The following is a 25,467-nucleotide window of genomic DNA, read 5'->3' as shown; positions in this document are numbered from 1 at the left end:
CGGCGACCAGCGCCGCCGTTCGCTCATGGCTGCAGGTGCGGCCGCACCTGCGCCGCCAGCAGGTAGCCACTGCCGCGCACGGTCTGGATCAGCCGCGGCGCCTTGCCGGTGTCGCGCAGGCGCTGGCGCAGGCGGCTGACCGCCATGTCGACGATGCGCTCCAGCGGCAGCACCTCGCGGCCGCGGGTGGCGTTGGCGATGGTGTCGCGGTCGAGGATCTGCTGCGGATGGTCGAGGAACAGCTTGAGCAGGGCGAAATCCGCGCCGCTGAGGAAGAACTCCTCGCCGTCCTCGTGGAACAGCCGGTGGCTGACCGTGTCCAGTCGCCAGTCCTCGAAGGCCAGTACGTCGCCACCGCGCACCTGGGTGAACTGCGCGCGGCGCAGCAGGGCCTTGATCCGCGCCAGCAGCTCGCGCGGGCTGAACGGCTTGCCCAGGTAGTCGTCGGCGCCCAGTTCCAGGCCGATCACCCGGTCGGCCTCGTCGGAACTGGCGGTGAGCATGATGATCGGCATGCAGGCCAGGCGCTGGTGGGAGCGAATCCAGCGACAGAGGCTGAAGCCGTCCTCGTCCGGCAGCATCACGTCGAGGATCGCCAGGCTCGCCTCCTCCTCGCACAGCGCCTGGCGGAAGTCGGCGCCCCGCGAGACGCTGCGGACCTGGAAGCCGGCGCGGCTCAGGTAGGTCTCCAGCAATTCGCGGATTTCCTGGTCATCGTCCACCAGCAGGATCGATCGTCCGTTCGCGCTCACGAGACTCCTCCTTATGCGGTTGCTCGACGCCGACTCAGCCCTCGGCGTCCAGGGCCTGCTGCAGGGCGACCCCGGCGCCGAGCAGGCCCGGATGTTCGGCGGTCATGACCCACACCGGTACGTCCTGCAGGTAAGCGCCGCTAGTCTTGCCACGGCTGGCGAAGGCCTCGGCGAAGCCGCTGGCGATGAAACGCTCGAGGAAACGCGGGACGATGCCGCCGGTAATGTAGACGCCACCGAGCGCGCCGACGGTGAGCACCGCGTTGCCGGCGACCCGCGCCAGCCACAGGAAGAAGTGCTCCAGCACGGCGTCCGCCTGGGCGTCGCCGGCCATGGCCAGGGCACCGACTTCCGCCGCACTGCTCGCGCGTACGGCGACCCCGTCCAGGGCACAGCTGATTTCATAGAGGGCGAGCAGGCCGTTGCCGGACAGTGCGCGCTCGGCGGAGACATGTCCGTAGCGCGCCTGCAGGCCCTGCCAGAGCGCGAAGTCGCGCGGCGAAGTGACCGGCAGGTCGACGTGCCCGCCCTCGCAGGGCAGCACTTCCCAACGTCCCCCGCCCAGCGGCAGCAGGCTGCCGACGCCAAGGCCGGTGCCGGGACCGATGATCAGCCGGGCGCGATCCGCCTGGGCGCTGCCGGCGCGGACCTGCACCAGCTCGTCCGCACCTAGCCGCGAGGCGGCCCAGGCCATGGTGCTGAAGTCGTTGACCAGCAGCAGGTGATCCAGCCCCAGCTCCTCGCGGAACGCGGCACGATTGATCACCCAGTGGTTGTTGGTGAAACGGAAATCGGCCGCCCCGACCGGACCGGCGCAGGCCAGGCAGACCGAGTCGATGTTCGCCACCGATTCGCCGATCCGCGCCAGGTAGTCGCGCACGGCCAGTTCAGGCCGCGGGTAGTCGGCGCAGGCGAGCACCTCGATGGATTCCAGGCGCTGCCCGCGCCAGAGCGCGAAACGCGCATTGGTGCCGCCGATATCGCCGACCAGGCCGAGGCCGCCGGCGCTTCTCTTGTTGTCGTTATTCATCGTCGTTGAACCGCAATGCCCCGCGCCAGGGCGGGACGGTCGGCAGATGTTGCCGGAGAGACAGCCGCCAGCCAAGCGCCGGCGGATATCGACCTATCAGAATCAGCGCCAGCCGTTGAGGCTCTCGGTAAAGCTGCAGGCGCCCTCTTCCGCGCTGCTCATGGCGTTGCGCATGAAGGCGAACAGCTCGCGGCCGCAACCGAGATTGCCGTCCTGCGGCGCCGGCTCCAGGCTGCGCGCCTGCCATTCGGCGTCGTCGACCAGCACCCGCAACTCGCCGTTCACCCCATCCACCCGCACCCGGTCGCCGTCGCGCAGGCGCGCCAGCGGACCGCCGGCGATGGCTTCCGGACTCACATGGATGGCCGCGGGCACCTTGCCCGACGCCCCGGACATGCGCCCGTCGGTGACCAGCGCCACCTTGAAGCCACGATCCTGCAGGACCCCGAGGAACGGCGTGAGCTTGTGCAGCTCCGGCATGCCGTTCGCCCGCGGGCCCTGGAAACGCACCACGGCGACCAGGTCGCGCTCCAGCTCGCCGGCCTTGAAGGCCGCGGCCAGGCTGGCCTGGTCGTGGAAGATCCGTACCGGCGCCTCGACCACCTGGTGTTCCGGCGCCACCGCCGAGACCTTCATCACGCCGCGACCGAGGTTGCCCTCCATCAGGCGCAAGCCGCCTTCGGCGGAGAACGGCTTGTCCAGCGGACGCAGGATGGCTTCGTCGAGACTCCGTTCCGGCCCTTCGCGCCAGACCAGCCGGCCATCCTCGAGGAACGGCTCGCGGGTGTAGCGGCGCAGGCCGGGGCCGGCGACGGTCTGTACGTCCTCGTGAAGCAGCCCGCCGTCGAGCAGTTGGCGGATCAGGAAGGACATGCCGCCGGCCGCCTGGAAGTGGTTGATGTCGGCCTGGCCGTTCGGATAGATGCGCGCCAGGGTCGGCACCACATGGGACAGCTCGGACATGTCCTGCCAGGTCAACTGGATGCCCGCCGCCTGGGCGATCGCCAGCAGGTGCAGGGTGTGGTTGGTCGAGCCGCCGGTGGCGAGCAGCGCCACCACCGAGTTGACGATGGCCTTCTCGTCGACGATCTCCGCCATCGGCACGTAGTTGCCGTTCTCGGGGGTCAGCCGGCTGGCCTGGCGTGCCGCTTCGCGGGTGAGTTCGTCGCGCAGGGGGGTGTTCGGGTTGACGAAGGAGGCACCGGGCAAGTGCAGGCCCATCACCTCCACCAGCAACTGGTTGGTATTGGCGGTGCCATAGAAGGTGCAGGTGCCGGGTGCATGGTAGGAGGCCATTTCCGAGGCCAGCAGCTCTTCGCGAGTGGCCTTGCCCTCGGCGAACAGTTGGCGCACCGCGGCCTTTTCCTTGTTGGAGATGCCGGTCGGCATCGGCCCGGCCGGGACGAACACGGTGGGCAGGTGGCCGAAGCGCAGCGAGCCGATCAGCAGGCCCGGCACGATCTTGTCGCAAACACCCAGGCACAGCGCTGCATCGAACATGTTGTGAGACAGCGCGATGGCGGTGGACATGGCGATCACGTCGCGGCTGGCCAGCGACAGTTCCATGCCCGGCTCGCCCTGGGTCACCCCGTCGCACATGGCCGGCACGCCGCCGGCGAACTGGCCGACCGAACCGATCTCGTGCAGCGCCTGCTTGATCAGCCCCGGAAAGCGCTCGAACGGCTGGTGCGCCGAGAGCATGTCGTTGTAGGCGGAAACGATGGCCACGTTGGCCTGGTTCATCAGCCGCAGGGTCTGCTTGTCGCTTTCGCCACAGGCCGCGACCCCGTGGGCGAGGTTGCCGCACGGCAGGGTGCCTCGGTGCGGCCCCTTGCTGGCCGCAGCCCGGACCATCTCGAGGTAGCGCTGGCGAGTGGCCGCGCTACGGGCCTGGATGCGGCGGGTGACTTCGAGCACACGAGGGTGCATGGCAGATTCTCCTACAGACTATCAATTGTTGTTTTTACAACATAATCATCGGTTGAAGGATGTTTACTTTTCTTTCTGGACGAAATGTAATGGTTTTTACCACAACAATAGAAAAGAGACGACCTCATTATGACTATCCGCCTGGCCATCAACGGCTTCGGTCGCATCGGCCGAAACGTTCTTCGCGCCCTGTATACCGGCCACTACCGCGAACAGTTGCAGGTAGTGGCGATCAATGACCTCGGCGACGCCGCGGTCAACGCCCACCTGTTCCAGTACGACAGCGTCCATGGACGCTTTCCCGGCGAGGTCGAGCACGATGCCGAAAGCCTGCGGGTGATGGGCGACCGCATCGCCGTCAGCGCCATCCGCAACCCGGCGGAACTGCCCTGGAAGAGCCTCGGCGTGGACATCGTGCTCGAGTGCACGGGGCTCTTCACCAGCCGCGACAAAGCCGCTGCCCACCTGCAGGCCGGCGCCGGCAAGGTGCTGATCTCGGCGCCCGGCAAGGACGTCGACGCCACCGTGGTCTACGGCGTCAACCACGAGGTGCTGCGCGCCTCCCATCGGATCGTCTCGAACGCCTCCTGCACCACCAACTGCCTGGCACCGGTGGCCCAGGTGCTGCATCGCGAGCTGGGCATCGAGCACGGCCTGATGACCACCATCCATGCCTACACCAACGACCAGAACCTCTCCGACGTGTACCACCCGGACCTGTACCGCGCACGTTCGGCGACCCAGTCGATGATCCCCACCAAGACCGGCGCCGCCGAGGCGGTCGGCCTGGTCCTGCCGGAACTCGCCGGCAAGCTTACCGGGCTGGCGGTGCGGGTGCCGGTGATCAACGTGTCGCTGGTCGATCTCACCGTGCAGGTGGCCCGGGATACCAGCGTAGACGAGGTCAACCGCCTGCTGCGCGAAGCCAGCGAGGGCTCTCCGGTGCTCGGCTACAACACCCAGCCGCTGGTGTCGGTGGATTTCAATCACGACCCGCGCTCGTCGATCTTCGACGCCAACCACACCAAGGTCAGCGGCCGGCTGGTCAAGGCGATGGCCTGGTACGACAACGAGTGGGGCTTCTCCAACCGCATGCTGGACAGCGCCCTGGCGCTGGCCGCCGCCCGCGACTGACGCGCCTCAGCGGAACTTGCGCCGACCGCGCGCCTGCAACGCCAGCAGGCGCAGGTCAGCCTCGGCGAGGATCAGTCGCTGCTCGGCCTTGTCCGCGCGCTTCCAGGCACGGATTTCCTGGCGCGTACGCCCGCAGCCACGGCACACGTCGGCATCGAACTCACAGATATTGATGCAAGGACTTTTCAAGCGTTCCCCCTTTTTCGGCGCGGACCGCAACCGGTCCTCGCCCGTCACTTCACGACAGGCGGCGGGCCGGCGTCCAGGAGGGAATGACTATCGGGCCGATCGAGCGGCCCGCGGTCACTCGGCCTCGGCGTCGCGCAGGCTTTCGTAGGCAGGCGCGGCATAGATGCCGGCCTCGACGCAGAGCGCCATGACCCGCGGCAGGTCCTGGGTATAGACCAGCACCGCCTGCAACTCGTCGTCCAGCGGCTCGCTGAAATCCACCAGCACGTAGCCGCCCTTTTCCGGATACATGCTGCTCAGTTGCACCTGGATACGGTTGAGGGCGACCAGCGGCTCGGTCTTGAGCAACTGCTTCGGCTTGATGTTGAACGCCACGTCCTTGCCGAAGGAGGCGACGATCCGGGCGAACAGCTCGGCATAGGTGTCGGCCTGGAACAGCACGATATCCGGCAGGCTACCGACCACCACCCACTCGCCGAGCGGGATCGGGAAGCTGTCGTCGTAGTTGATATCCGGGTTGGCGGCGAGGAACCCTGCCGGATCGGCATAGGCCTGGGCCGCCTCGTCGGCGATCCGCCGGATCTCCTCGGCGCCCATGCAGCCGGTGCTGATGAGGGTGATCAGTTCGTTCAGGGTCTCTTTCATGGGCGGGTTCCAGGGTCGATGAAACGGAGCGGGCCGGCCTCGCCGGCGCGGCCGGATGAATTCTACAGGGTGGAACGACGGTCAGCGGCGCGGCCAGTCGTCGGCGTCCAGTGCCTCGCGCTCCTCGCGCATGGCCTCCGCCAGAGCGCGCTCCTCGTCATCGGGATCGGCGCCCGCGACAGCCTCCGCGACGGCAGGCTCGACGGCTTGCTCCGCGACCACGGGAATCGGCCCAGCCGCTGGCTCGGCGGACTCGTCGCCCTGCTCCGAGGGCTCCGGAGGGTCGAGCAGGTCGTCGAAGTCGGTCTTCAGGCCCTGCTCCATCTCGTCCAGTTCCAGCAGCAGGCTGCGGAAGCTGGTTTCCTCGCGCGGCTTCTCCGGCTCGCCGGCCTCCCCCTCGATCTCCTCGAGGCTTTCCCCGGCCTCGGCGATGGCGCGATCGGCCAGGGCCTGGATCGAGGCAGGAATCGCATCCTCGTCGAGATCGTCGCGCGGCGGCTGCGCCGCGGGCGCCACTTCGACCGGCGGTTCCGGCTCGGGCTCCATCTCGCGCAGCGCCGACAGCGGCGGCAGCTCGTCGAGGCTCTTCAGGTTGAAATAATCGAGGAACGCCTTGGTAGTCGCCAGCATCGCCGGGCGCCCCGGCACCTCGCGGTAGCCAACGATGCGGATCCACTCCCGCTCCATCAGCGTCTTGACGATCTGGGTGTTCACCGCCACGCCGCGGATCTCCTCGATCTCGCCACGGGTGATCGGCTGGCGGTAGGCGATCAGCACCAGGGTTTCCAGCAGCGCGCGCGAATAGCGCTGCGGACGCTCCTCCCAGAGGCGGCCGACCCACGGCGAGAAACGCTCGCGAATCTGCAGGCGATACCCGGACGCGACTTCCTTCAGCTCGAAGGAGCGCCCCGCGCAGGACAGTGCCAGGATCGCCAGGGCGTCGCGGAACTGCCCCGGCTCCGGCCGCTCTGCCTCGTCGAACAGCTCGGCCAGGCGTTCCAGCGACAGCGGCTTGCCGGCCGCGAGGAGGATGCCTTCGAGCAGGGTGGCGAGTTCGTGGGGATCGGACAGGTTCATCGTCGCAACGGATACCGGAGCCAGGAAGAGGGAAAGATAGCGGAATCGGGCATGCAGCTTAACAGGCCACGGCAGGGAGCGAAGCCGGAAGCTCGGAAAAGGCGACCGTCCGCAGGAGGACGAACGGCCAGCGGCGCGCTCACTCGAAATCGTCTTCCAGGGCTTCCTCCAGGGTTTCGCCTTCCTCCGCTTCGCGGGCTATCCGCAGGCGCACATGGATGGCGCCGAAAGCCTCGTTCTGCACCAGTTCCACCATCTGCTCCTTGACCAGTTCGAGGATCGCCATGAAGGTGACCACCACGCCGAGCTTGCCCTCCTCCAGGGTGAACAACTGGATGAAGGGCACGAAGGCGCCGCCTTTCAGGCGCTCCAGCACTTCGCTCATGCGTTCGCGGGTGGACAGTACCTCGCGGGTCACCTGGTGGCTCTCGAACAGGTCGGCGCGGCGCAGCATCTCGCCCATCACCAGCATCAGCTCCTGCAGCGCCAGCTCCGGCAGCAGCTTGCGCGCCCGCGCCTCGGGAGCAGCCACCGCCGGCACCAGCACGTCGCGGCCGACCCGGGGCAGTTCGTCGAGGTCTTCGGCGGCCTTCTTGAACCGTTCGTACTCCTGCAGGCGGCGGATCAGCTCGGCCCGTGGATCTTCCTCTTCCTCCTCGGCTTCCGCCGAGCGCGGCAGCAACATGCGCGACTTGATCTCCGCCAGCATCGCCGCCATCACCAGGTACTCGGCGGCCAGCTCCAGGCGCACCGCCTTCATCAGCTCGACATAGCCCATGTACTGGCGGGTGATTTCCGCCACCGGGATATCCAGGATGTCGATGTTCTGCTTGCGGATCAGGTACAGCAGCAGGTCGAGCGGGCCCTCGAAGGCCTCGAGGAAGACCTCCAGCGCGTCCGGCGGGATATAGAGGTCCTGCGGCAGCTCGGTGACCGCCTCGCCGTAGACCAGCGCCAGTTGCAGCGGCACCCGCTCGGCGGCGGGTTCGGCTGGAGGGGTGTCGGCGTTGGCCGGGTTATCGTCCTGCATCGCTAGGCTCGTGGTGGGCGGATTCGGGCGGCGCTCAGGCCGGCTGCATGAACGGCGCCGGATCGCCGCAACCCACGCGGATCACTTCGGGATCGGTGTCGGTCAGGCTGATCACGGTGGAGGCCTCGCCGCCGCCATAGCCCCCGTCCACGATCAGGTCGACCTGGTGTTCCAGTACCTGGCGCATTTCATAGGGATCGTTCAGTGGCTCGCCGCTGCCGGGCATGATCAGGCTCACGCTCATCAGCGGTTCGCCCAGTTCCTCCAGCAGCGCCCGGGCGATCGGACAGTTCGGCACGCGCAGGCCGATGGTGCGGCGCTTGGGGTGCAGGAGCATGCGCGGCACCTCGCGGGTGGCGCTGAGGATGAAGGTGTAGGGACCGGGGGTGTGCGCCTTGAGCAGGCGGAACAGGCCGGTGTCGACCTTGGCATAGACGCCCAGCTCGGAAAGGTCGCGGCAGACCAGGGTGAAGTTGTGCTTGTCGTCCAGTTGGCGGATGCGGCGGATGCGATCCACCGCGGTCTTTTCGCCGATGCGGCAGCCCAGGGCATAGGACGAGTCGGTGGGATAGACGATCACCCCACCCTGGCGGACGATTTCCACCGCCTGCTTGACCAGCCGCGGCTGGGGATTTTCCGGATGGATCTGGAAGAACTGGCTCATTCGGCCCCCTTGGCTTCGGAATGACGTTCAGTATCGCGAAAATGCCTGGCGAAACGCGGCCACATGGCCGGAAGGTCCTCTGGAACCGCACGGTACATGCCCAGTTCGGACCAGTCGCCCGGCGCGTGGAAATCGCTGCCGGCGGTGACCATCAGGCCGAACTCGCGGGCCAGGATCGACAGGGTACCGACCTGTTCGGCCGGCTGCACGCCATTGACCACCTCGATGGCGTGTCCGCCGGCCTGGAGAAAGTCGGCGACCAGGCGCCGGCGCTTGGTCCGGGTGAAATCATAATGATACGGGTGCGCCAGGCTGATCCAGGCGCGCGCCTCGCGCAGGCAGCCGACCACTTCCTCCAGGGTCGGCCAGTGCTGCTTGACGTCTCCCAGCTTGCCGGCCCCCAGCCACTTGCGGAACGCGTCGGCGCGATCCTTGACCCAGCCGCCCTGGACCAGGAACTCGGCGAAATGCGGCCGCGCCGGCGCGTTGCCGCTGTCGCCCAGGGCCTGCTGGATCGCCCGCGCGCCCTCCAGCGCACCGGGCATACCCTTGGCCGCAAGCCGCCGGTCGATTTCCTCGGCGCGCGCCCAGCGGCCCCGGTGCAGGGCTTCGGTCGCCTGGCGCAGGGGAGCGGCGTCGAGGTCGAAACCGTAGCCCAGCACATGAATGGTGGCACCGCCCCAGGTGCAGGACAGCTCGACACCGTTGACCAGTTCGATACCGAGTCGAGCGGCCGCCTGGTGGGCTTCCGGCAGGCCTTCCAGGGTGTCGTGGTCGGTCAGCGCCAGCAGCCCGACGCCTTTCTCGTGGGCCCGCTGCACCAGGGCGGCGGGCGCGAGCACGCCATCGGAGGCGGTACTGTGGCAATGCAGATCGACACGCATGGCTGAATCCTGATTCCAGTGAAGAATGGTGATGAAGCAACGCCGATTCGCTGCCTCGCGGTATCGAGACGTACCGTTCATGGGTCCGGGGAGCCTGCTCCACCTGGCGAATGCGCCTGCGGCACAGGCCTGACGCATTCGGAAAGACAGGATGACTGTTTCAGAACATCCAGAGGTTGCTATTATGCCGTTTCAACCGTGTCCTGACTGCCACCATGAAGCAATTCATCGATTTCATCCCACTGATCCTGTTCTTCATCGTCTACAAGATAGACCCTCAGAACGTCGAGTTCGCCGGGTTCAATCTGAGTGGCATCTACGGCGCGACCGCGACCCTGATCCTCGCCTCGGTGATCGTCTACGGCGCCCTCTGGCTCAAGCACCGCCACCTGGAAAAGAGCCAGTGGTTCACCCTCGGCGCCTGCCTGGTCCTCGGCGGCCTGACCCTGGCCTTCCACGAGGACACCTTCCTCAAGTGGAAGGCGCCGCTGGTCAACTGGCTGTTCGCCCTGGCCTTCGCCGGCAGTCATTTCATCGGCGACAAGCCGATGATCCAGCGCATCATGGGCCAAGCCATCCAGTTGCCGCAGGGCCTCTGGGTGCGCCTGAACATCGCCTGGGTGGTGTTCTTCCTGGTGTGCGGCTTCGCCAACCTGTACGTGGTCTTCACCTATCCGAACTTCTGGGTGGACTTCAAGGTGTTCGGCAGCCTCGGCATGACCTTGCTGTTCCTGATCGGCCAGGGCCTGTTCCTGGCTCGCCACCTGCACGACGCCGATACCGGCGAAAAGCCCAAGGACTGACATGCTCTACGCGATCATCGCCCGTGACATCCCCGCTTCCCAGGAACGCCGCCTGGCCAGCCGCCCGGCCCACCTGGCCCGTCTCGAACAGCTGAAGGAAGAAGGCCGCCTGGTACTCGCCGGCCCGCACCCGGCGATCGACAGCAACGACCCGGGCGCCGCCGGCTTCACCGGCAGCCTGATCGTCGCCGAATTCGATTCGCTGGCCGCGGCGCAGAGCTGGGCCGAGGCCGATCCCTACCGGGCCGCCGGGGTGTACGCCGAGGTGGTGGTCAAGCCGTTCAAGAAAGTCCTGCCCTGAGGCAGTCGCCGGGTACCGGCGGCCGGCCCGGTCGCCCTCCCGGCAAACGTTTTTCGCACCGGACGCCGCTTTCCGGTGCCCGCCGCAGCGCAACCAGGCCGGCCCGGCGCTTTCGCCAAGCCGGAAGGGCGAACCGGAAGACAGTGCAATCCGTCGCTTCATCGGTACAAGGAGTCATGATGCGTCCATCCGCTGCCCATTGCCTGCTGCTGAGCCTGGGAGCTTCCCTGGCCCTGGCCGAGGAACCCGCGCCAGCACCGATTCCAGCCGCGCAACCTTCCATTACGCAGGCTACCGCCGAACTGGAGCGCCGCCTGGTGGAAACGGAACGCCAGCGCGACGAACTGGTCAGTCGTATGCGCCAGGAGAACCGCCAGTTGCGCGAGCAGCTGCAGGCGGCCCAGGCGCAGCGGCAACCGCCGCTGCTCACGGAAGAGCAGACCTGGTATGTCGCCGGCGCCGCCACGGCCCTGCTCGCGTTCGTCCTCGGTGCCCTGAGCCGCGGCCGCCGGCGACAGCGACGCGAATGGATCAATTGAGCGACACTCGATGAGCGAACTGCTGTTGATCGACGATGACCGGGAGCTCTGCGAGCTGCTCGGTACCTGGCTGGTCCAGGAAGGTTTCTCCGTGCGTGCCAGCCACGACGGCGCCCAGGCCCGTCGCGCCCTCGCCGAGCAGACACCGGATGCCGTGGTGCTCGACGTGATGCTGCCGGACGGTAGCGGCCTGGAACTGCTCAAGCAACTGCGCGGCGACCATCCCGACCTGCCGGTGCTGATGCTGTCCGCCCGCGGCGAGCCGCTGGACCGCATCCTCGGTCTGGAACTGGGCGCCGACGACTACCTGGCCAAGCCCTGCGACCCGCGCGAACTCACCGCACGGCTGCGCGCCGTGCTGCGGCGAACCCACCCGGCGCAGCCCAGCGCGCAGATGCAACTGGGCGACCTGTCGCTGAACCTGACGCGCGGCGTGGCGCAGATCGACGGCCAGGAGATCAGCCTGACCCTTTCCGAAAGCCGCATCCTCGAAGCGCTCCTGCGCCAGCCCGGCGAGCCGCTGGACAAGCAGGCCCTGGCGCAACTGGCGCTGGGCCGCAAGCTGACCCTCTACGACCGCAGCCTGGACATGCACGTCAGCAACCTGCGCAAGAAGCTCGGCAGCCACCCCGACGGCAGCCCGCGCATCCTCGCCCTGCGCGGCCGCGGCTACTACTACAGCCACTGAGCGGGTTTCGTCAGCCCGCCGACACAAGGTCTTTACCCAAGCTTTACCCAGGGCTGACCGCGCTTGACCTTGACCTCCCTAGACTGGGCTCATCCGGTAAATGGCCGGACCCAGAAAGGAGAAACACCATGCGCAAGACGCTAACCGCCCTGTTCATCGCCGCCGCCCTGCCGACCTTCGCCATGGCCGCGCCCGCCGCCAACGACCTGCCACCCCCGCCGATGGAAGGCGGCCACATGATGGGCCAGCACGGTCCCCGGCATGGCGGCCCGATGAAGGAACTGGACCTGACCCGCGAACAGCGCCAGCAGATGGGCAAACTGATGGGCGAACAAATGAAGGCCCGCCACGAGATCACCCAGCGCTACCTGGCCAAGCTGCCGGCGGCCGAGCAGAAGGCCCTGAAGGACGAACTCAAGGCCAGCCACGAGAAGACCCAGAAGGACATCCGCGCCCTGCTCACCCCCGAGCAGCAGAAGAAGTTCGACGAACTGCAGAAGAAGCGCGAGCAGCGCAAGGCAGAGTGGGCCGAATTCCAGCAATGGAAGGCCGACAAGAAGTCCAACTGACGTCCGAGCCACCGCTACCGGGTCCTCCGGTAGCGGTCTTCCGACCAGCCGGAATCGCATATCCTAGGGGTTTACCCTCGCGGCCGGCCCGACATGCGATTCAACAGGAAAACCATGCGTTCACTCTTCTGGCGAATCCTCGCCGCCTTCTGGCTGGCCCTGCTGCTGGTCGCCGGGCTGTCCATCCTGCTGGGTCGTGCGCTGAACCAGGACACCTGGATCATCGCCCGCCATCCTGGCCTGAAGGATCTCGCCGAGCAGTGGACCGCCCTCTACGAAGAACAGGGCAGCTACGCGGCCCAGGGCTTGCTGGAGCAACGCCGTCGCGACTACGGGATTTCCATCCAGGTGCTCGATGAAAGCGGCCAGCGCCTGGTCGACGGCACCTACCTGCCGCGCCCCCACCACCGCCCGCCGCGCACCAGCGACCGCAACCTGCCGCGCTTCCCCTGGCGCCAGCTGAGCCAGGAATACGTCAGCCCGCAGAGCAACCATACCTATCTGTTCATCTACCGCATCCCGCACCCGGAGCTGGAGGCCTGGCACCGCGGCAGCCTGCTCTGGCCGCTCAGCGCGCTGGGCATCGCACTGGTGGTGCTGACCCTGTTCAGCCTGCTGCTGACGCTGTCCATCACCCGTCCGCTGAACCGTCTGCGGCGCGCCGTGCACGACCTCGGCCAGACCGCCTACCAGAAGGACAGCCTGGCCCGCCTGGCGCGGCGCGGCGATGAACTGGGCACCCTGGCGCGCGATTTCAACCGCATGGGCGAACGCCTGCAAAGCCTGATCGGCAGCCAGCGTCAGTTGCTCCGCGACGTATCCCACGAACTGCGCTCGCCGCTGGCTCGCCTGCGCATCGCCCTGGCCCTGGCCGAACGCGCCGAACCGGAAGCGCGGGCGCAGATGTGGCCGCGCCTGGAACAGGAATGCGACCGCCTGGAAGCGCTGATCGGCGAGATCCTCGCCCTCGCCCGGCTCGACGCCGAACCCGGCGCGAGCCAACGGATCGCCCTGCTACCGCTGCTCCAGCGGCTGCGCGAAGACGCCCTGCTGCTGGCTCCGGAACAGGATATCCGCCTGGAGGTGGCGCCTGACCTGAGCATCGACGGCTGGCCGGACATGTTCGAACGCGCGGTGGACAACCTGCTGCGCAACGCCGTGCGCTTCAACCCCGTCGGCCAACCCCTGGAGGTGCGTGCCAGCAGCGCCGGCGACTACCTGCGCCTGAGCGTCCGCGACCATGGGCCAGGCATCGCCGCCGAACTGCAGGAGCAGTTGGGCGAGCCGTTCTTCCGCGCACCCAACCAGAGCAGCCCGGGACACGGCCTGGGCCTGGCCATCGCCCGCCGCGCCATCGAGCGCCACGGCGGGCACCTGCGCCTGGGCAACCATCCCGACGGCGGCTTCATCGCCACCCTCAGCCTGCCGCTACGGCGCAAGGCGACCGAATGACGCCGCGCCCAGATGAACAATTCCCCAGGAGCATCCGGCATGACTCTTCCCGCTTCGTTGTTCCTCGATGAACGCCCGCTCGCCCAGGCCATCGCGCCGCCGCCGGAACCTCCCGGCGACGAACCGCAATCGCTGGTCCTGGCGGTCGAGCTGGGACAGGTCGCCCAGCAACTGCGGCATCGCTGGGCGCGCCTCGACCTGAACCTGCCGGAACGCGGCACCTGGCCGCTGGAAAGCTGGCGCCCGGCCTTGCACGAGGCGCTCTACGGCCTGCTCGGCGGCGCCGCGCAGGCCCGCCCGTGGCAGCGCATCACACTGAATCCGGCGCTGGACGCACGCCACGGCCGGCTGCGCCTGGACATCCTCGGCCAGGCGGAAGAAGGCCGGCGCTGGCTGCCGGCGGCCGTGGAAGCCGCCCGACGACTGGCCGGCTGGCAGGGCGGACGACTGCTCTGGCACGCCCAGGGCGCGTATTGGTGCGTACGCCTGCTGTTGCCGCTCAGCCCGGCCAGGCGCTGACGAAGGCCGTCGGGTCGAGTTCCGCCGGCGTGCGCAACTCGCCCATCGGCGTACCCAGGTAGACGAAGCCGATGATCCGCTCCTGCTCGCCGAGCCCCAGGCCGGCGTGCACCACCGGATCGGTGGCCATCTCGCCGGTCCGCCACATCGCCCCCAGTCCCTGGGCATAGGCGCCCAGCACCAGGCCGTGGGCGGCGCAGCCGGCAGCCAGCAGTTGCTCAGCGTGCGGCACCTTCGGGTGGTCCTGCAGGCAAGCGACCGCCACGACCAGCAGCGGTGCGCGCAGCGGCATGTTGCGGGCCTTGGCCAGCGCTTCCTCGGCGGCGTCCGGCTGGCGGCTCGCCAGGGCGCGGGCGTAGAGGTCGCCCAGGGCCCGGCGGCCTTCGCCCTCTACCAGGATGAAGCGCCAGGGCCGCAGTTGCCCGTGGTCCGGGGCACGCAAGGCGACCCGGAACAGCCGGTCGAGCTGCTCCGGCGAGGGCGCGGGATCGCTCAGGCGGGCGTGGGAAACGCGAGTGAGCAAGGCGTCGAGAGCCTCCATGGGCGAACTCCTGTCAGAAACGAAATCGCCATTGTAGACGCAATCGCCAGGCTCACGCCCGCTCTCAGGCGACCCGTCCCGGCGCCAGGTGCGGCTGCAGCGGCGGGGTCAGCGGCGGCAGGCCGTAGGCGGCGCGCGCGGCATCGCAGGCCGGGTTGGGCTGGCCGTTGGCCCAGGCCGCCTCGAACTCGCGGCAGGTACTCGAGCGCTGCTCGTAGACGGTGCAGCGAACGCCGCAACCGACCTCACCGAGCAGCCCGACGCAGCGTGCCGGCTTGTTCTCGGTACCGCTCATGGCAACCATCTGCGGGCTGATGCGGACGGTCAGTTCGTCGGGTACGACGCCACCTGCGGAACGGCACTCGCCCCAATAGAAAGACACACGAAAATGCGCACAGCAGGCGCCGCAGGTAAGACACGGATTGTCAGTGGACATGGTTGGCAGAACACCAGAGAAACCGGCGAGCGCCGGCGGGCGAAGCGAGATTCTAGCGATTTCGCGGCAGCTGTGAAGAGGGGTGCAGCGGCAGATTTACTCTCCGCGGACGGCTGGTAGAATGGCCGGTCCGCCACAGCCCAGAGCCCCACGATCCATGGCCTTGCCGACCCTACGTATCCTCGGTTTCATCATCGGCATCTTCCTGATCACTCTGGCCGCCAGCATGCTGGTCCCGATCCTGACCATGCTCGCCTTCGACCGTACCGAAGGCATCCAGGCATTCATCTGGTCCAGCGTCGCCACCTTCGTCACCGGCCTCGGCCTGGTCCTGCCGGGACGTCCCGAGCATGTCCACCTGCGCCCGCGGGACATGTACATGCTCACCGTATCGAGCTGGGTGCTGGTATGCATCTTCGCCGCCCTGCCGTTCGTCCTGCAGCAGCACATCAGCTACACCGATGCCTTCTTCGAAAGCATGTCGGGAATCACCGCCACCGGCTCCACCGTGCTCAGCGGGCTGGACGACATGTCCCCGGGCATCCTCATCTGGCGCTCTCTGCTGCACTGGCTGGGCGGCATCGGCTTCATCGCCATGGCCGTGGCGATCCTGCCGATGCTGCGGATCGGCGGCATGCGCCTGTTCCAGACCGAATCCTCGGACCGCTCGGAAAAGGTCCTGCCACGCTCGCACATGGTCGCCAAGTACATCGTCGCCACCTATGTCGGCATCACCCTGCTCGGCACCCTGGCCTTCTGGGGCGCGGGCATGAGCCCGTTCGACGCGGTCAACCACGCCATGTCGGCGATTTCCACCGGCGGTTTCTCCACCTCCGACCAATCCCTGGCCAAGTGGAAGCAGCCAGCGGTGCACTGGACCGCGGTAGTGGTGATGATCCTCGGCAGCCTGCCGTTCGCGCTCTACGTCGCCACCCTGCGCGGACACCGCAAGGCGCTGATCAAGGACCAGCAGGTCCGCGGCCTGCTCGGCCTGCTGCTGGTGACCTGGCTGCTGATGGGCACCTGGTACGCGGTAACCTCCAAGCTGCCCTGGATGGATGCTTTCCGCATCGTCGCAGTGAACGTCACCTCGGTGGTCACCACCACCGGCTTCGCCCTCGGCGACTACAGCATGTGGGGGCACTTCTCGATCATGCTGTTCTTCTACCTCGGCTTCATCGGCGGTTGCTCCGGTTCTACCGCCGGCGGTATCAAGATCTTCCGCTTCCAGGTCGCCTATACCCTGCTCAAGGCCAACCTCTACCAGTTGATCCATCCGCGCGCAGTGCTCAAGCAGAACTACAACGGCCATCGCCTGGACGAGGAAATCGTCCGCTCGATCCTGACCTTCTCGTTCTTCTTCGCGATCGTCGTCTGCCTGCTCGCCCTCGGCCTGTCGCTGATCGGCCTGGACTGGATGACCGCGCTCACCGGCGCCGCCAGTACCGTGGCCGGCGTAGGCCCGGGGATGGGGCCCATCATCGGCCCCTCGGGCAACTTCGCCAGCCTGCCGGACGCCGCCAAGTGGCTGCTGGCCGCCGGCATGCTGCTCGGTCGCCTGGAGATCATCACCGTGCTGGTCCTGCTGACCCCGGCGTTCTGGCGCCACTGAGCGCTCACGGGCCTGTCTGCAATGGCTCTACTCAGGGACTGAAAAGCCGGTGTAAGCTTCTGCACCATGACGACACAGCCGCAACCCGGCCACGTGAGCCTGGATAGCTCCACCCAGCCCGCCCGCGTCAGAGCCATAGGTGATTGGACGCTCGCCCACTACACGGCTCTGGAGCGCGAGGTGACGCGCCTGCGCAGCGAAGTGGCGGGCAACGCCAGCTTCGACCTGAGCCAACTGGGCGCCCTGGATACCGCCGGCGCCGCCCTGCTCGCCGAATTGCTCGGCGCCGAGCGCCTGGCCGACCTCGCCGAGCTGGAGCCCGGCCTGCCGCGCGAGCGCTGGGCCCTGCTGAAGACCGTCGGCCACGCCCTGCACGACTTCTGCGAGCCGGAGAAACCCAAGCCGCCAACCACCGCCATCGAACTGCTGGCTCGCATCGGTTGTGCCATGGAGACCTTCTGGCTGCACCTCAAGGCACTCCTCGGCTTCATCGGCCTGACCCTGGAGACCCTGTGCCGCAGCCTGGTCCGCCCGGCCAGTTGGCGGGTCACGCCGCTGGTGGCGAACATCGAGAAGAGCGGCCTGGACGCGGTGCCGATCATCGCCCTGCTGACCTTCCTGGTCGGCGCGGTGATCGCCTTCCTCGGCGCCACGGTGCTGGCCAACTTCGGCGCGACCATCTACACGGTCAACCTGGTGGTGTTCTCCTTCCTCCGCGAGTTCGCCGTGCTGCTCACCGCGATCCTCATGGCCGGCCGCACCGCCAGCGCCTTCACCGCGCAGATCGGCTCGATGAAGGCCAACGAGGAGATCGACGCGATCCGCGCCCTCGGCCTCAACCCCATCGAGCTGCTGGTGCTGCCGCGGGTGCTGGCGCTGCTGGTATCGCTACCGATGCTGACCTTCGTCGGCATGCTCTGCGGCATCGTCGGCGGCATGACCGTCTGCGCCTGGACCCTGGACATCCCGCCGGCGATGTTCCTGTCGATCATGGAGGACGGAATCGGCGTACAGCATTTCCTGGTCGGTATCAGCAAGGCCCCGCTGTTCGCCTTCCTGATCGCCGTGATCGGCTGCCTGGAAGGCTTCAAGGTCAGCGGCAGCGCCCAGTCGGTGGGCGAGCACACCACCACCAGCGTGGTCCACTCGATCTTCGTGGTGATCCTGCTCGACGCCCTCGCCGCGCTGTTCTTCATGGAGATGGGCTGGTGAACCAGGACAACCCGCAGGCGATCATCCAGGTCCGCGACCTGTGCAACCGTTTCGGCGCCCAGGCGGTCCACGAGCACCTCGACCTCGACGTCCGTCGCGGCGAGATCCTCGGCGTGGTCGGCGGCTCCGGCACCGGCAAGTCGGTGCTGCTGCGCAGCATCGTCGGCCTGCGCCGGCCGACCTCCGGCAGCGTGCGGGTGTTCGGCGAAGACCTGCTGCAACTGCCAGAGGAGCGCCGCTCCCTGGTCGAACGGCGCTTCGGCGTGCTGTTCCAGCAGGGCGCGCTGTTTTCCTCGCTTACCGTGGTGGAGAACGTCGCCCTGCCGCTGATCGAAAACGCCGGCCTGCCGCGCGCCGACGCCGAGCACCTGGCCCAGGTCAAGCTGGCCCTGGCCGGGCTACCGGCCAACGCCGGCGACAAGTATCCGGCCTCGCTTTCCGGCGGCATGATCAAGCGCGCCGCCCTGGCCCGCGCCCTGGCGCTGGACCCGGACATCCTGTTCCTCGACGAGCCCACCGCCGGCCTCGACCCGATCGGCGCGGCGGCCTTCGACAACCTGATCCGTACCCTGCGCGACGCCCTCGGCCTGACCGTGTTCCTGGTCACCCATGACCTGGACACCCTGTACACCATCTGCGACCGGGTCGCCGTGCTGTCGCAGAAGAAGGTCCTGGTAGTCGATACCCTGGAACGGGTCGCCGCCACCGACGACGCCTGGGTCCGCGAATACTTCCACGGGCCGCGCGGGCGCGCCGCCCACCAAGCCGCCGCCGTGCCGGAGAATCACTGAGATGGAAACCCGAGCCCACCATGTGTTGATCGGCCTGTTCAGCGTGATCGTGATCGGCGCCGCCCTGCTCTTCGGCCTGTGGCTGGCCAAGTCCGGCTCGGAGGGCAAGTTCAACTACTACGACATCGTCTTCAACGAAGCGGTCAGTGGCCTTTCCCAGGGCAGCTCGGTGCAGTACAGCGGGATCAAGGTCGGCGACGTGGCCTTCCTCCGCCTCGATCCGAAGGACCCGCGCAAGGTCTGGGCACGCATCCGCGTGGTGGCCAGCGCGCCGATCAAGCAGGACACCACCGCCAAGCTGGCGCTCACCGGGATCACCGGCACCTCGATCATCCAGCTCAGCAGCGGCACGCCCGCCAGCCCGATGCTGGAGGGCAAGGACGGGAAGATCCCGGTGATCGTCGCCACGCCCTCGCCGCTGACCCAGTTACTGAGCAACGGCGAAGACCTGATGGGCAACATCAACCAGCTCATCGCGCGCTTCAGCAACCTGCTCTCCGAGGAAAACACAGCGCGCATCAGCCGCACCCTCGACCATCTCGACCAGGCCACCGGCGCGCTCTCCGCCGAGCGCGAGAACGTCAGCGCGGTGATGCAGCAGTTGGCCCAGGCGAGCAGGCAGGCCAACGCCGCCCTGGCCCAGGCCAGCGAGTTGATGCGCAGCGCCAACGGCCTGCTCAACGAGCAAGGCAAGGGGATGCTGGAAAACGCCAACAAGACCATGGCTTCGCTGGAGCGCACCAGCGCCACCCTCGACCAGTTGATCAGCGAGAATCGCCACTCGCTGGACGGCGGCATCCAGGGACTCGCCGAGCTGGGCCCGGCGGCCAGCGAACTGCGCGATACCCTGGCGGCACTGCGCGGAATCAGCCGGCGCCTGGAAGAGAACCCGGCGAACTACCTGCTGGGCCGGGAAAAAACCAAGGAGTTCACCCCATGAGGCTCGCCCTTCGCCCGCTGCGTCGCCTGTCCCTGGCCGCCGGCCTGGCCGCGCTCGCCACCCTCGGCGCCTGCTCGATCCTGCCGGAGGCGCAGGTCCTCCAGGTCTACCTGCTACCGGTGCACAACCCTCCGGCCAGCGCCGCCGCGCGGCCGGTCGACTGGTCGCTGCGGATCGCCCGGCCGCGTACCAGCCTGGTGCTGGAGAGCCCGCGCATCGCGGTGCGCCCGCACGGCGACGAAATCAGCGTGTACCAGGGCGCGCGCTGGAGCGATCCGGCGCCGTCGCTGCTGCGCGATCGTCTGATGCAGGCGTTCCAGGCCGACGGCCGGGTCCGCGGCCTGAGCAGCGACGACAGCAACCTGCAGGCCGATTTCGAACTGGGCGGCGACCTTCGCGCCTTCCAGACCGAGTACCCGAACGGCCAGGCCAGCGCGCTGATCCGCTACGACGCGCGCCTGGTGCGTACCGACGACAAGCGCGTGGTCGCCAGCCGGCGTTTCGAGGTCAGCCAGCCGGTGGATGGCAAGAAGGTCGCGGCGGTGGTCAGCGCCTTCGGCAAGGCCGGCGATACGCTGTCGGCCCAGGTTCTCGACTGGACCCTGCGCCAGGCCTCGGCGCAACCCGCCGTGCAGCCCTGAAGCATCCCGCCTGGCCTGGCGACTAGCCCGGGCGCTCCTGGCGGCGCGCCCGGTATTCGTTGGGCGTGCAGCCGAACCAGCGGCGGAATGCCCGGAAGAAATTGCTCGGATCGGCGAAACCCAGCAGGTAGGCGACTTCCAGCAAGGTCAGGCCGGGCTGCTGGAGATACTGTTCGGCCATATCCCGGCGCGTGTCGTCGAGCAGTTGCTGGTAGCTGGTGCCTTCTTCCTGGAGGCGCCGTTGCAAGGTGCGCTGCGACAGGTGCAGCGCCTGGGCCACCCGTTCGCGCTTGGGTTCTCCCTGCGGCAGCAGCCGGCACAAGGTCTGCCGGGTCAGATGGGTAATGCGGCTGGTACTGAAACGCGCCAGGTATTCGCCGGCGAAGCGATCGTGCAACTGGGCCAGCGCCTCGTTGGCCGAGGGTAGCGGCGTCTCGAGGTCGACGCGGGAAAACACCAGCGCGAACTCCTCGGCGTGAAAGCGCAGCGGCGCGCGGAACAGCTCGACATAGGGTGCCAGCGGCTCGCGGGGCGCGCCGGGCAGCTCCACCGCCAGCGGGTCCAGCGACCGGCCGGTGATCCAGCGGACCATGTCCACCAGGTAGGCCAGCGAGCATTCGGCACTCTGCGGTGGCGCCGGCAGGCGATCGCCATGCACCGTGACGCCGATTCGATAGCCCTGCGGCGTGCGGCGGAAAGTCAGGTCGGACGCTTCCGCGATGATCCGCTGGTAGCGCTCCAGGCGCGCGAAGCCTTCCGCCAGGTTGCGGCTCGACATCAGCGCATAGCCGACGACGTGGAAAGCCGGGCGCCGGACCCGGGCGATGTTCAGGGCGATCGCCGGGTTGCCGCTGAGCGCCACCGCACGCTGCCACAGACGGCTCATGGCGTCCTGCGGGAAGCGCGCGTCGGGGTCCTGCAAGGCCTGGTAGTCGAGGCCCAGCTCGGCGAACAGCTGGCGTCCGTCGAGGCCTTCCAGCTCCAGGGCGAGGACGATGCCCTGGACCCAGCTGGACAAGGTTGTACGTTCCGGCATCGGTCTCTTCTTGTTCTGGCGGGAGGCACGCCGACCGTCGTCCGGCCTGGCGGCCCAAGGATACTAAACTGGCCCTGTATGTCATCCGCGACATCGTGCGGCCCGCACTACACTGCGCGGACACAACGAGAGGAGGCATTCCATGAGCAGCCCTGATGACGAGCGTTTCCACAGTTTCGCCGAGTTCTACCCCTACTACCTGCAGGAACACAGCAACGCGGTGTGCCGCCGCCTGCACTACGTCGGCAGCCTGCTGGTGCTGGCGGTGCTCTTCCACGCCGTGGCCAGCCAGCAGTGGCTATGGCTGCTGGCGCTGCCGCTGGTGGGCTACGGCTTCGCCTGGGTCGGCCACTTCGTCTTCGAGAAGAACCGCCCGGCCACCTTCAAGTACCCGCTGTGGTCGTTCATGGGCGACTGGGTGATGCTCAAGGACGCTTTCACCGGCCGCATCCGCTTCTGACCCATCCGCGCGGCTGGCCCCCGGGCCGGTCGCTCCCCCGTGACGACCGTCGGTCCCGGATCGGCGCGCTTTCCTGAACTATCGATCAGCTGTCACTGGCCGCCGCGCAAACGCTTGGTTAAGATTCCGCCAGCAACCTGGCCACCCGCCATTCCCCAGGCGGAAAGCTCACGAGGCCGAGCCGGGACGAAAATACACAGGGATCCTCTCCAGCGCATGAAGCCTACCCTCCCCGACCGCTCGCCGACGAGCCGGTCCGTCGCGTCCATGCGTGAATACTATTCGCGCGTGCTGGCCTATATCGCCTGTGGCGCCAGCATCGCGGCGGGAACCTACACCCAGTATTTCAGCTACGGCATCCTCTGGATGGTGCCCTATGCGCTGCTCTACCCGCACCTGGCGTACCACCTCGGCCAGCGCTTCCGCCAGCACGACCCGCGCAAGGTGACCCGCGCCCTGCTCGCGGTCGACGCCGTGCACTGTGGCCTGGGCATGGCGCTGCTCGGCTTCTCCGTGGTGCCCAGCCTGATGTTCCTGCTGGTGCTGAGCTTCACCGCGCTGGTCATCGGCGGCCTGCGCCTGCTCGGCATGGCCTTGCTGGTATCGGCCAGCAGCGCCCTGCTGGTCGCCGTGCTCGTCGCCCCGCCGCTGCTGGGCAATACCCCGGTCGAGGTGGCCGCGGTCAGCATCCTGTTCTGCGGACTGTACATCTGCATCACCGCCTTCTTCGGCCACCAGCAGGGCCTGCGCCTGGCCCAGGTGCGCCAGGAGATCGCCCGCGAGCAGGAAAAGGCCGCGCGGCTCGCGCGCAACCTGGCCAAGTACCTGTCGCCGCAGGTCTGGGAAATGATCTTCAGCGGCAAGAAGAGCGTGCGCCTGGAAACCCAGCGCAAGAAGCTCACCGTGTTCTTCTCCGACATCCGCGGCTTCACCGAGCTATCCGAGGAACTGGAAGCCGAGGCCCTGACCGACCTGCTCAACAACTACCTCAACGAAATGTCGAAGATCGCCCTCAAGTACGGCGGCACCATCGACAAGTTCGTCGGCGACTGCGTCATGGTGTTCTTCGGCGACCCCAGCACCCAGGGCGCGAAGAAGGACGCGGTGGCGGCGGTATCGATGGGCATCGCCATGCGCAAGCACATGAAGGTGCTACGCCAGCAGTGGCGGGCCCAGGGCATCACCAAGCCGCTGGAAATCCGCATGGGCATCAACACCGGCTATTGCACGGTGGGCAACTTCGGCGCCGACACGCGCATGGACTACACCATCATCGGCCGCGAAGTGAACCTCGCCAGCCGCCTGGAAAGCGCCTCGGAAGCCGGCGAAATCCTCATTTCCCACGAGACCTACTCGCTGATCAAGGACGTGATCATGTGCCGCGACAAGGGCCAGATCGCGGTCAAGGGCTTCAGCCGCCCGGTGCAGATCTACCAGGTGGTGGACTCGCGCCGCGACCTCGGCGCCGCGCCCAGCTACGTCGAGCACGAATTGCCCGGCTTCTCCATGTACCTGGACACCAACAACATCCAGAACTACGACAAGGAACGGGTCATCCAGGCCCTGCAACAGGCCGCCGAACGCCTGCGCGACAAGGTCATCCTCTAAGTTCGTCGAACGCCGCCGGCAGTTCGTCGCGCCATTCCGGCGCAGTCCGTGGGCCGCTCGCCTGCAGCGCCAGGAACTCCTCCGCCGAAACCCGCCAGGACTGCTCCCGCGCCCAGCGCCCGCAGGCCTGGCGATCCAGCGCCAGCGCCTGGCGGCAGGCTTCGCCAAGATCCTCGTGCATGACCCCGGTCACGCCCTGCTGCAATACATCCAGCGGCCCCGGCACGGCGAAGGCCGCCACCGGCACGCCACAGGCCAAAGCTTCGAGCATCACCAGGCCATAGGTATCGGTCAGCGAGGGGAACACCAGCACCGAGGCCGCCCGGTAGGCGTCGGCCAGCGCGCGGCCATGGCGGTAGCCGAGAAAACGCGCCTGTGGATAGCGCTGCTCCAGCGCCGCCCGCTGCGGGCCGTCGCCCACCAGCCATTTTTCGCCCGGCAGTTTGAGATCGAGGAACGCCTCCAGGTTCTTTTCCGTCGCCAGCCGCCCGACATACAGGAACACCGGCGGCCGCTCTTTCGCCGGAGGTGTCTCGGCGGGATGGAACAGTTCGGTATCGACGCCCTTGCGCCACAGCCGCAGGTGCTGGAAGCGCCAGGCGCAGAACTCGTCGCGCAGGCGCGGGGTGCTCACCAGCACCGCCCGGCTCGGCCGATGGAAGGTGCGCAGGAAGGCATAGCCCCAGGACAACGGCAGCCACGGACAGCGGTCACGCAGGTATTCGGGAAAGCGCGTATGGATCGCCGAGGTGAAGTCCAGGCCGCGCTTGCCCAGCCAGCGCCGCGCGGCCCAGCCGAGCGGCCCCTCGGTGGCCAGGTGCACGGCATCCGGGGCGAAGGCCTCGATCAGCCCGCCGAGGCGCCAGAGGTTCCAGGCCAGGGGGATTTCCGGATAGCTGGGACAGGGCAGGCAGCGGAAGTCGGCGGGCGACAGCACCCGTACCTGGTGGCCCAGCAGTTCCAGCTCGCGCTGCAGGGCCAGCAGGCTGGTGACGACTCCGTTGACTTGCGGTAACCAGGCGTCGCTGACGATCAATAGCCTCATGCCGCCGGCTCGACCGCCGCGGCCTGCGCCGCCAGCCGCGCCTGCTCCTCGGCCAGGCGGTAGAGCTGGATGCTGCCGTCCCAGTGTTCGATCAGCGCCGTGCAGGACTCCACCCAGTCGCCGCAGTTGAGGTAATCGACGCCCTCGATGCGGCGGATCTCGGCATGGTGGATGTGCCCGCAGACCACCCCGTCGAGCCCGCGCTTGTGGCACTCGTGGGCGATGGCTTCCTCGAAGTCGCTGATGAAGTTCACCGCGGTCTTGACCTTGTGCTTGAGGTACGCCGACAGCGACCAGTAGCCGTAGCCCCAGCGCCGCCGCCAGTGGTTCAGCCAACGGTTGAGGAGCAGGGTGAACTCGTAGGCGGAATCGCCGAGGAACGCCAGCCAGCGGTGGTAGCGGGTGATCACGTCGAACTGGTCGCCGTGTATCACCAGCAGCTTGCGGCCGTCGGCGGTACTGTGCACCGCCTCGTCGACCAGGCGGATGTTGCCGAGGATCAGGCTCGAATAGCGGCGCAGGAATTCGTCATGGTTGCCGGTGACGTAGATCACCTCGGTGCCGCGCTTGCTCAGGGTGAGCAGGCGGCGGATCACGTTGGTGTGCGCCTGCGGCCAGTAGATGCCGCCGCGCAGCTTCCAGCCGTCGATGATGTCGCCCACCAGGTAGATGCGATCGGCGTGGTAGCGCTTGAGGAACGCCGCCAGGTGTTCGGCCTGGCAATCCCGCGTCCCCAGGTGGACATCCGAGATCCACAGGGTCCGGACCCGCTGCTTGCGGTTCGAGGTGAAGCGTTGCGCGGTGCTCATCGGCGGGTCTCCGACGGTGTTTTTCCGATCTTGGACGGCGCCGGTGAAACGACTGTGACAGGCCGGCGACCGTTGCGTGACAGGGCGCGACTGTCTGTCGCCGGCGCCAGCGGGTAGACTGGGCGCCTGCC

Annotated in this window: 29 protein-coding genes; 15 read left to right on the top strand and 14 right to left on the bottom strand. The window is 67.7% G+C overall.

Features of this window, described 5'->3' with window-relative positions; all coding sequences use genetic code 11:
- Positions 1–23 precede the first annotated feature (23 nt).
- The 3 genes from gltR to edd all read right to left on the bottom strand — a co-directional run bounded on the left by gltR (position 24) and on the right by edd (position 3,711).
- Positions 24–752 carry a two-component system response regulator GltR gene (gene gltR / locus FHW81_RS05490; protein WP_003091475.1) on the bottom strand — a complete coding sequence of 243 codons (729 nt, stop codon included), beginning with the start codon at positions 750–752 and terminating at the stop codon, positions 24–26.
- Positions 753–786: 34 nt separating this feature from the next.
- Positions 787–1,782: a glucokinase gene (locus tag FHW81_RS05485; protein ID WP_003114838.1), complete on the bottom strand. Its 996-nt coding sequence runs from the start codon at positions 1,780–1,782 to the stop codon at positions 787–789.
- A gap of 102 nt (positions 1,783–1,884) precedes the next feature.
- Positions 1,885–3,711, bottom strand: a complete 1,827-nt coding sequence (gene edd / locus FHW81_RS05480) for a phosphogluconate dehydratase (RefSeq protein WP_003091478.1) — start codon at positions 3,709–3,711, stop codon at positions 1,885–1,887.
- A gap of 129 nt (positions 3,712–3,840) precedes the next feature.
- Here edd and gap point away from each other — a divergent pair, with 129 nt between their 5' ends.
- Positions 3,841–4,845, top strand: coding sequence for a type I glyceraldehyde-3-phosphate dehydrogenase (gene gap / locus FHW81_RS05475; RefSeq protein ID WP_003091480.1), 1,005 nt, complete (start codon positions 3,841–3,843; stop codon positions 4,843–4,845).
- Positions 4,846–4,851: 6 nt separating this feature from the next.
- Here the strand turns inward: gap and FHW81_RS05470 are convergent, their stop codons facing one another.
- The 6 genes from FHW81_RS05470 to FHW81_RS05445 form a co-directional block, all read right to left on the bottom strand.
- On the bottom strand, positions 4,852–5,034 hold the full coding sequence (locus FHW81_RS05470; protein WP_003091481.1) for a DUF1289 domain-containing protein: 183 nt from the start codon (positions 5,032–5,034) through the stop codon (positions 4,852–4,854).
- A 114-nt stretch (positions 5,035–5,148) separates the two neighbouring features.
- Positions 5,149–5,679, bottom strand: coding sequence for a hypothetical protein (locus FHW81_RS05465; RefSeq protein WP_003114836.1), 531 nt, complete (start codon positions 5,677–5,679; stop codon positions 5,149–5,151).
- 81 nt (positions 5,680–5,760) lie between these two features.
- Positions 5,761–6,756 carry an SMC-Scp complex subunit ScpB gene (scpB, locus tag FHW81_RS05460; RefSeq protein ID WP_004344948.1) on the bottom strand — a complete coding sequence of 332 codons (996 nt, stop codon included), beginning with the start codon at positions 6,754–6,756 and terminating at the stop codon, positions 5,761–5,763.
- A 139-nt stretch (positions 6,757–6,895) separates the two neighbouring features.
- Complete coding sequence (locus tag FHW81_RS05455; RefSeq protein ID WP_003124353.1) at positions 6,896–7,648, bottom strand: segregation and condensation protein A; 753 nt, start codon at positions 7,646–7,648, stop codon at positions 6,896–6,898.
- A 172-nt stretch (positions 7,649–7,820) separates the two neighbouring features.
- Complete coding sequence (locus FHW81_RS05450; protein ID WP_003091486.1) at positions 7,821–8,450, bottom strand: L-threonylcarbamoyladenylate synthase; 630 nt, start codon at positions 8,448–8,450, stop codon at positions 7,821–7,823.
- Positions 8,447–9,334 carry a PHP domain-containing protein gene (locus FHW81_RS05445; protein ID WP_003114833.1) on the bottom strand — a complete coding sequence of 296 codons (888 nt, stop codon included), beginning with the start codon at positions 9,332–9,334 and terminating at the stop codon, positions 8,447–8,449. Before FHW81_RS05445 ends, FHW81_RS05450 begins: the two co-directional genes overlap by 4 nt.
- Positions 9,335–9,549: 215 nt before the next feature.
- Here FHW81_RS05445 and FHW81_RS05440 point away from each other — a divergent pair, with 215 nt between their 5' ends.
- From FHW81_RS05440 to FHW81_RS05410, 7 genes are all read left to right on the top strand, one after another.
- Positions 9,550–10,137 carry a septation protein A gene (locus FHW81_RS05440; RefSeq protein WP_106120626.1) on the top strand — a complete coding sequence of 196 codons (588 nt, stop codon included), beginning with the start codon at positions 9,550–9,552 and terminating at the stop codon, positions 10,135–10,137.
- A gap of 1 nt (position 10,138) precedes the next feature.
- On the top strand, positions 10,139–10,438 hold the full coding sequence (locus FHW81_RS05435) for a YciI family protein (RefSeq protein ID WP_003091489.1): 300 nt from the start codon (positions 10,139–10,141) through the stop codon (positions 10,436–10,438).
- 176 nt (positions 10,439–10,614) lie between these two features.
- Positions 10,615–10,977, top strand: a complete 363-nt coding sequence (locus tag FHW81_RS05430) for a hypothetical protein (RefSeq protein ID WP_003114832.1) — start codon at positions 10,615–10,617, stop codon at positions 10,975–10,977.
- A 10-nt stretch (positions 10,978–10,987) separates the two neighbouring features.
- On the top strand, positions 10,988–11,665 hold the full coding sequence (locus FHW81_RS05425; RefSeq protein ID WP_003091491.1) for a response regulator transcription factor: 678 nt from the start codon (positions 10,988–10,990) through the stop codon (positions 11,663–11,665).
- A gap of 128 nt (positions 11,666–11,793) precedes the next feature.
- Positions 11,794–12,234 carry a Spy/CpxP family protein refolding chaperone gene (locus FHW81_RS05420; RefSeq protein ID WP_003114831.1) on the top strand — a complete coding sequence of 147 codons (441 nt, stop codon included), beginning with the start codon at positions 11,794–11,796 and terminating at the stop codon, positions 12,232–12,234.
- Between the two features lie 114 nt (positions 12,235–12,348).
- Positions 12,349–13,686: a sensor histidine kinase gene (locus FHW81_RS05415; RefSeq protein ID WP_003114830.1), complete on the top strand. Its 1,338-nt coding sequence runs from the start codon at positions 12,349–12,351 to the stop codon at positions 13,684–13,686.
- 39 nt (positions 13,687–13,725) lie between these two features.
- Positions 13,726–14,205 (top strand): hypothetical protein, encoded by a 480-nt coding sequence (locus FHW81_RS05410; protein ID WP_003114829.1) that lies wholly within the window; start codon positions 13,726–13,728, stop codon positions 14,203–14,205.
- Here FHW81_RS05410 and FHW81_RS05405 read toward each other — a convergent pair.
- Both FHW81_RS05405 and FHW81_RS05400 read right to left on the bottom strand, forming a co-directional pair.
- Positions 14,186–14,746 (bottom strand): nitroreductase family protein, encoded by a 561-nt coding sequence (locus FHW81_RS05405; protein ID WP_003114828.1) that lies wholly within the window; start codon positions 14,744–14,746, stop codon positions 14,186–14,188. The two genes, FHW81_RS05410 and FHW81_RS05405, sit on opposite strands and share 20 nt — an antisense overlap.
- 64 nt (positions 14,747–14,810) lie before the next feature.
- Entirely contained in the window at positions 14,811–15,182 is a 372-nt protein-coding gene (locus FHW81_RS05400) for a YkgJ family cysteine cluster protein (protein ID WP_003114826.1), read from the bottom strand.
- A 157-nt stretch (positions 15,183–15,339) separates the two neighbouring features.
- Between FHW81_RS05400 and FHW81_RS05395 the strand changes: the two genes are divergently transcribed.
- The 5 genes from FHW81_RS05395 (at position 15,340) to FHW81_RS05375 (ending at position 20,378) form a co-directional block, all read left to right on the top strand.
- Positions 15,340–16,794: a TrkH family potassium uptake protein gene (locus FHW81_RS05395; protein WP_017149207.1), complete on the top strand. Its 1,455-nt coding sequence runs from the start codon at positions 15,340–15,342 to the stop codon at positions 16,792–16,794.
- A 66-nt stretch (positions 16,795–16,860) separates the two neighbouring features.
- Entirely contained in the window at positions 16,861–18,006 is a 1,146-nt protein-coding gene (locus tag FHW81_RS05390) for an MlaE family ABC transporter permease (protein ID WP_023114542.1), read from the top strand.
- On the top strand, positions 18,003–18,797 hold the full coding sequence (locus tag FHW81_RS05385) for an ABC transporter ATP-binding protein (protein ID WP_003114823.1): 795 nt from the start codon (positions 18,003–18,005) through the stop codon (positions 18,795–18,797). The genes FHW81_RS05390 and FHW81_RS05385 overlap by 4 nt, the downstream gene beginning before the upstream one ends.
- 1 nt (position 18,798) lies before the next feature.
- Positions 18,799–19,737, top strand: a complete 939-nt coding sequence (locus FHW81_RS05380) for an MlaD family protein (protein ID WP_060774202.1) — start codon at positions 18,799–18,801, stop codon at positions 19,735–19,737.
- A complete protein-coding gene (locus FHW81_RS05375; RefSeq protein ID WP_003109195.1) occupies positions 19,734–20,378 on the top strand; it encodes an ABC-type transport auxiliary lipoprotein family protein in 645 nt (214 codons plus the stop codon). The genes FHW81_RS05380 and FHW81_RS05375 overlap by 4 nt, the downstream gene beginning before the upstream one ends.
- A 22-nt stretch (positions 20,379–20,400) precedes the next feature.
- Here FHW81_RS05375 and FHW81_RS05370 read toward each other — a convergent pair whose 3' ends face one another.
- Positions 20,401–21,414, bottom strand: coding sequence for an AraC family transcriptional regulator (locus FHW81_RS05370; protein ID WP_003114821.1), 1,014 nt, complete (start codon positions 21,412–21,414; stop codon positions 20,401–20,403).
- Between the two features lie 142 nt (positions 21,415–21,556).
- On the opposite strand from FHW81_RS05370, the gene FHW81_RS05365 reads away from it, so the two are divergent.
- Positions 21,557–21,874, top strand: a complete 318-nt coding sequence (locus tag FHW81_RS05365) for an Mpo1-like protein (protein WP_003114819.1) — start codon at positions 21,557–21,559, stop codon at positions 21,872–21,874.
- A gap of 216 nt (positions 21,875–22,090) precedes the next feature.
- A complete protein-coding gene (locus FHW81_RS05360; protein ID WP_003124349.1) occupies positions 22,091–23,482 on the top strand; it encodes a protein CyaB in 1,392 nt (463 codons plus the stop codon).
- Here the strand turns inward: FHW81_RS05360 and FHW81_RS05355 are convergent.
- Both FHW81_RS05355 and FHW81_RS05350 read right to left on the bottom strand, forming a co-directional pair.
- Positions 23,472–24,527, bottom strand: a complete 1,056-nt coding sequence (locus FHW81_RS05355) for a glycosyltransferase family 4 protein (protein ID WP_034071541.1) — start codon at positions 24,525–24,527, stop codon at positions 23,472–23,474. The two genes, FHW81_RS05360 and FHW81_RS05355, sit on opposite strands and share 11 nt — an antisense overlap.
- A complete protein-coding gene (locus FHW81_RS05350) occupies positions 24,524–25,336 on the bottom strand; it encodes a UDP-2,3-diacylglucosamine diphosphatase (RefSeq protein WP_003091510.1) in 813 nt (270 codons plus the stop codon). Before FHW81_RS05350 ends, FHW81_RS05355 begins: the two co-directional genes overlap by 4 nt.
- Positions 25,337–25,467 lie beyond the last annotated feature (131 nt).

Origin of the sequence: Pseudomonas sp. RC10-4-2 (assembly GCF_050433085.1) — a bacterium.
In the GTDB taxonomy this organism is placed as follows: Bacteria; Pseudomonadota; Gammaproteobacteria; order Pseudomonadales; family Pseudomonadaceae; genus Pseudomonas; species Pseudomonas aeruginosa.
Note: the sequence above shows the minus strand (reverse complement) of the source record. Positions and strands in the feature narration are given on the sequence as shown.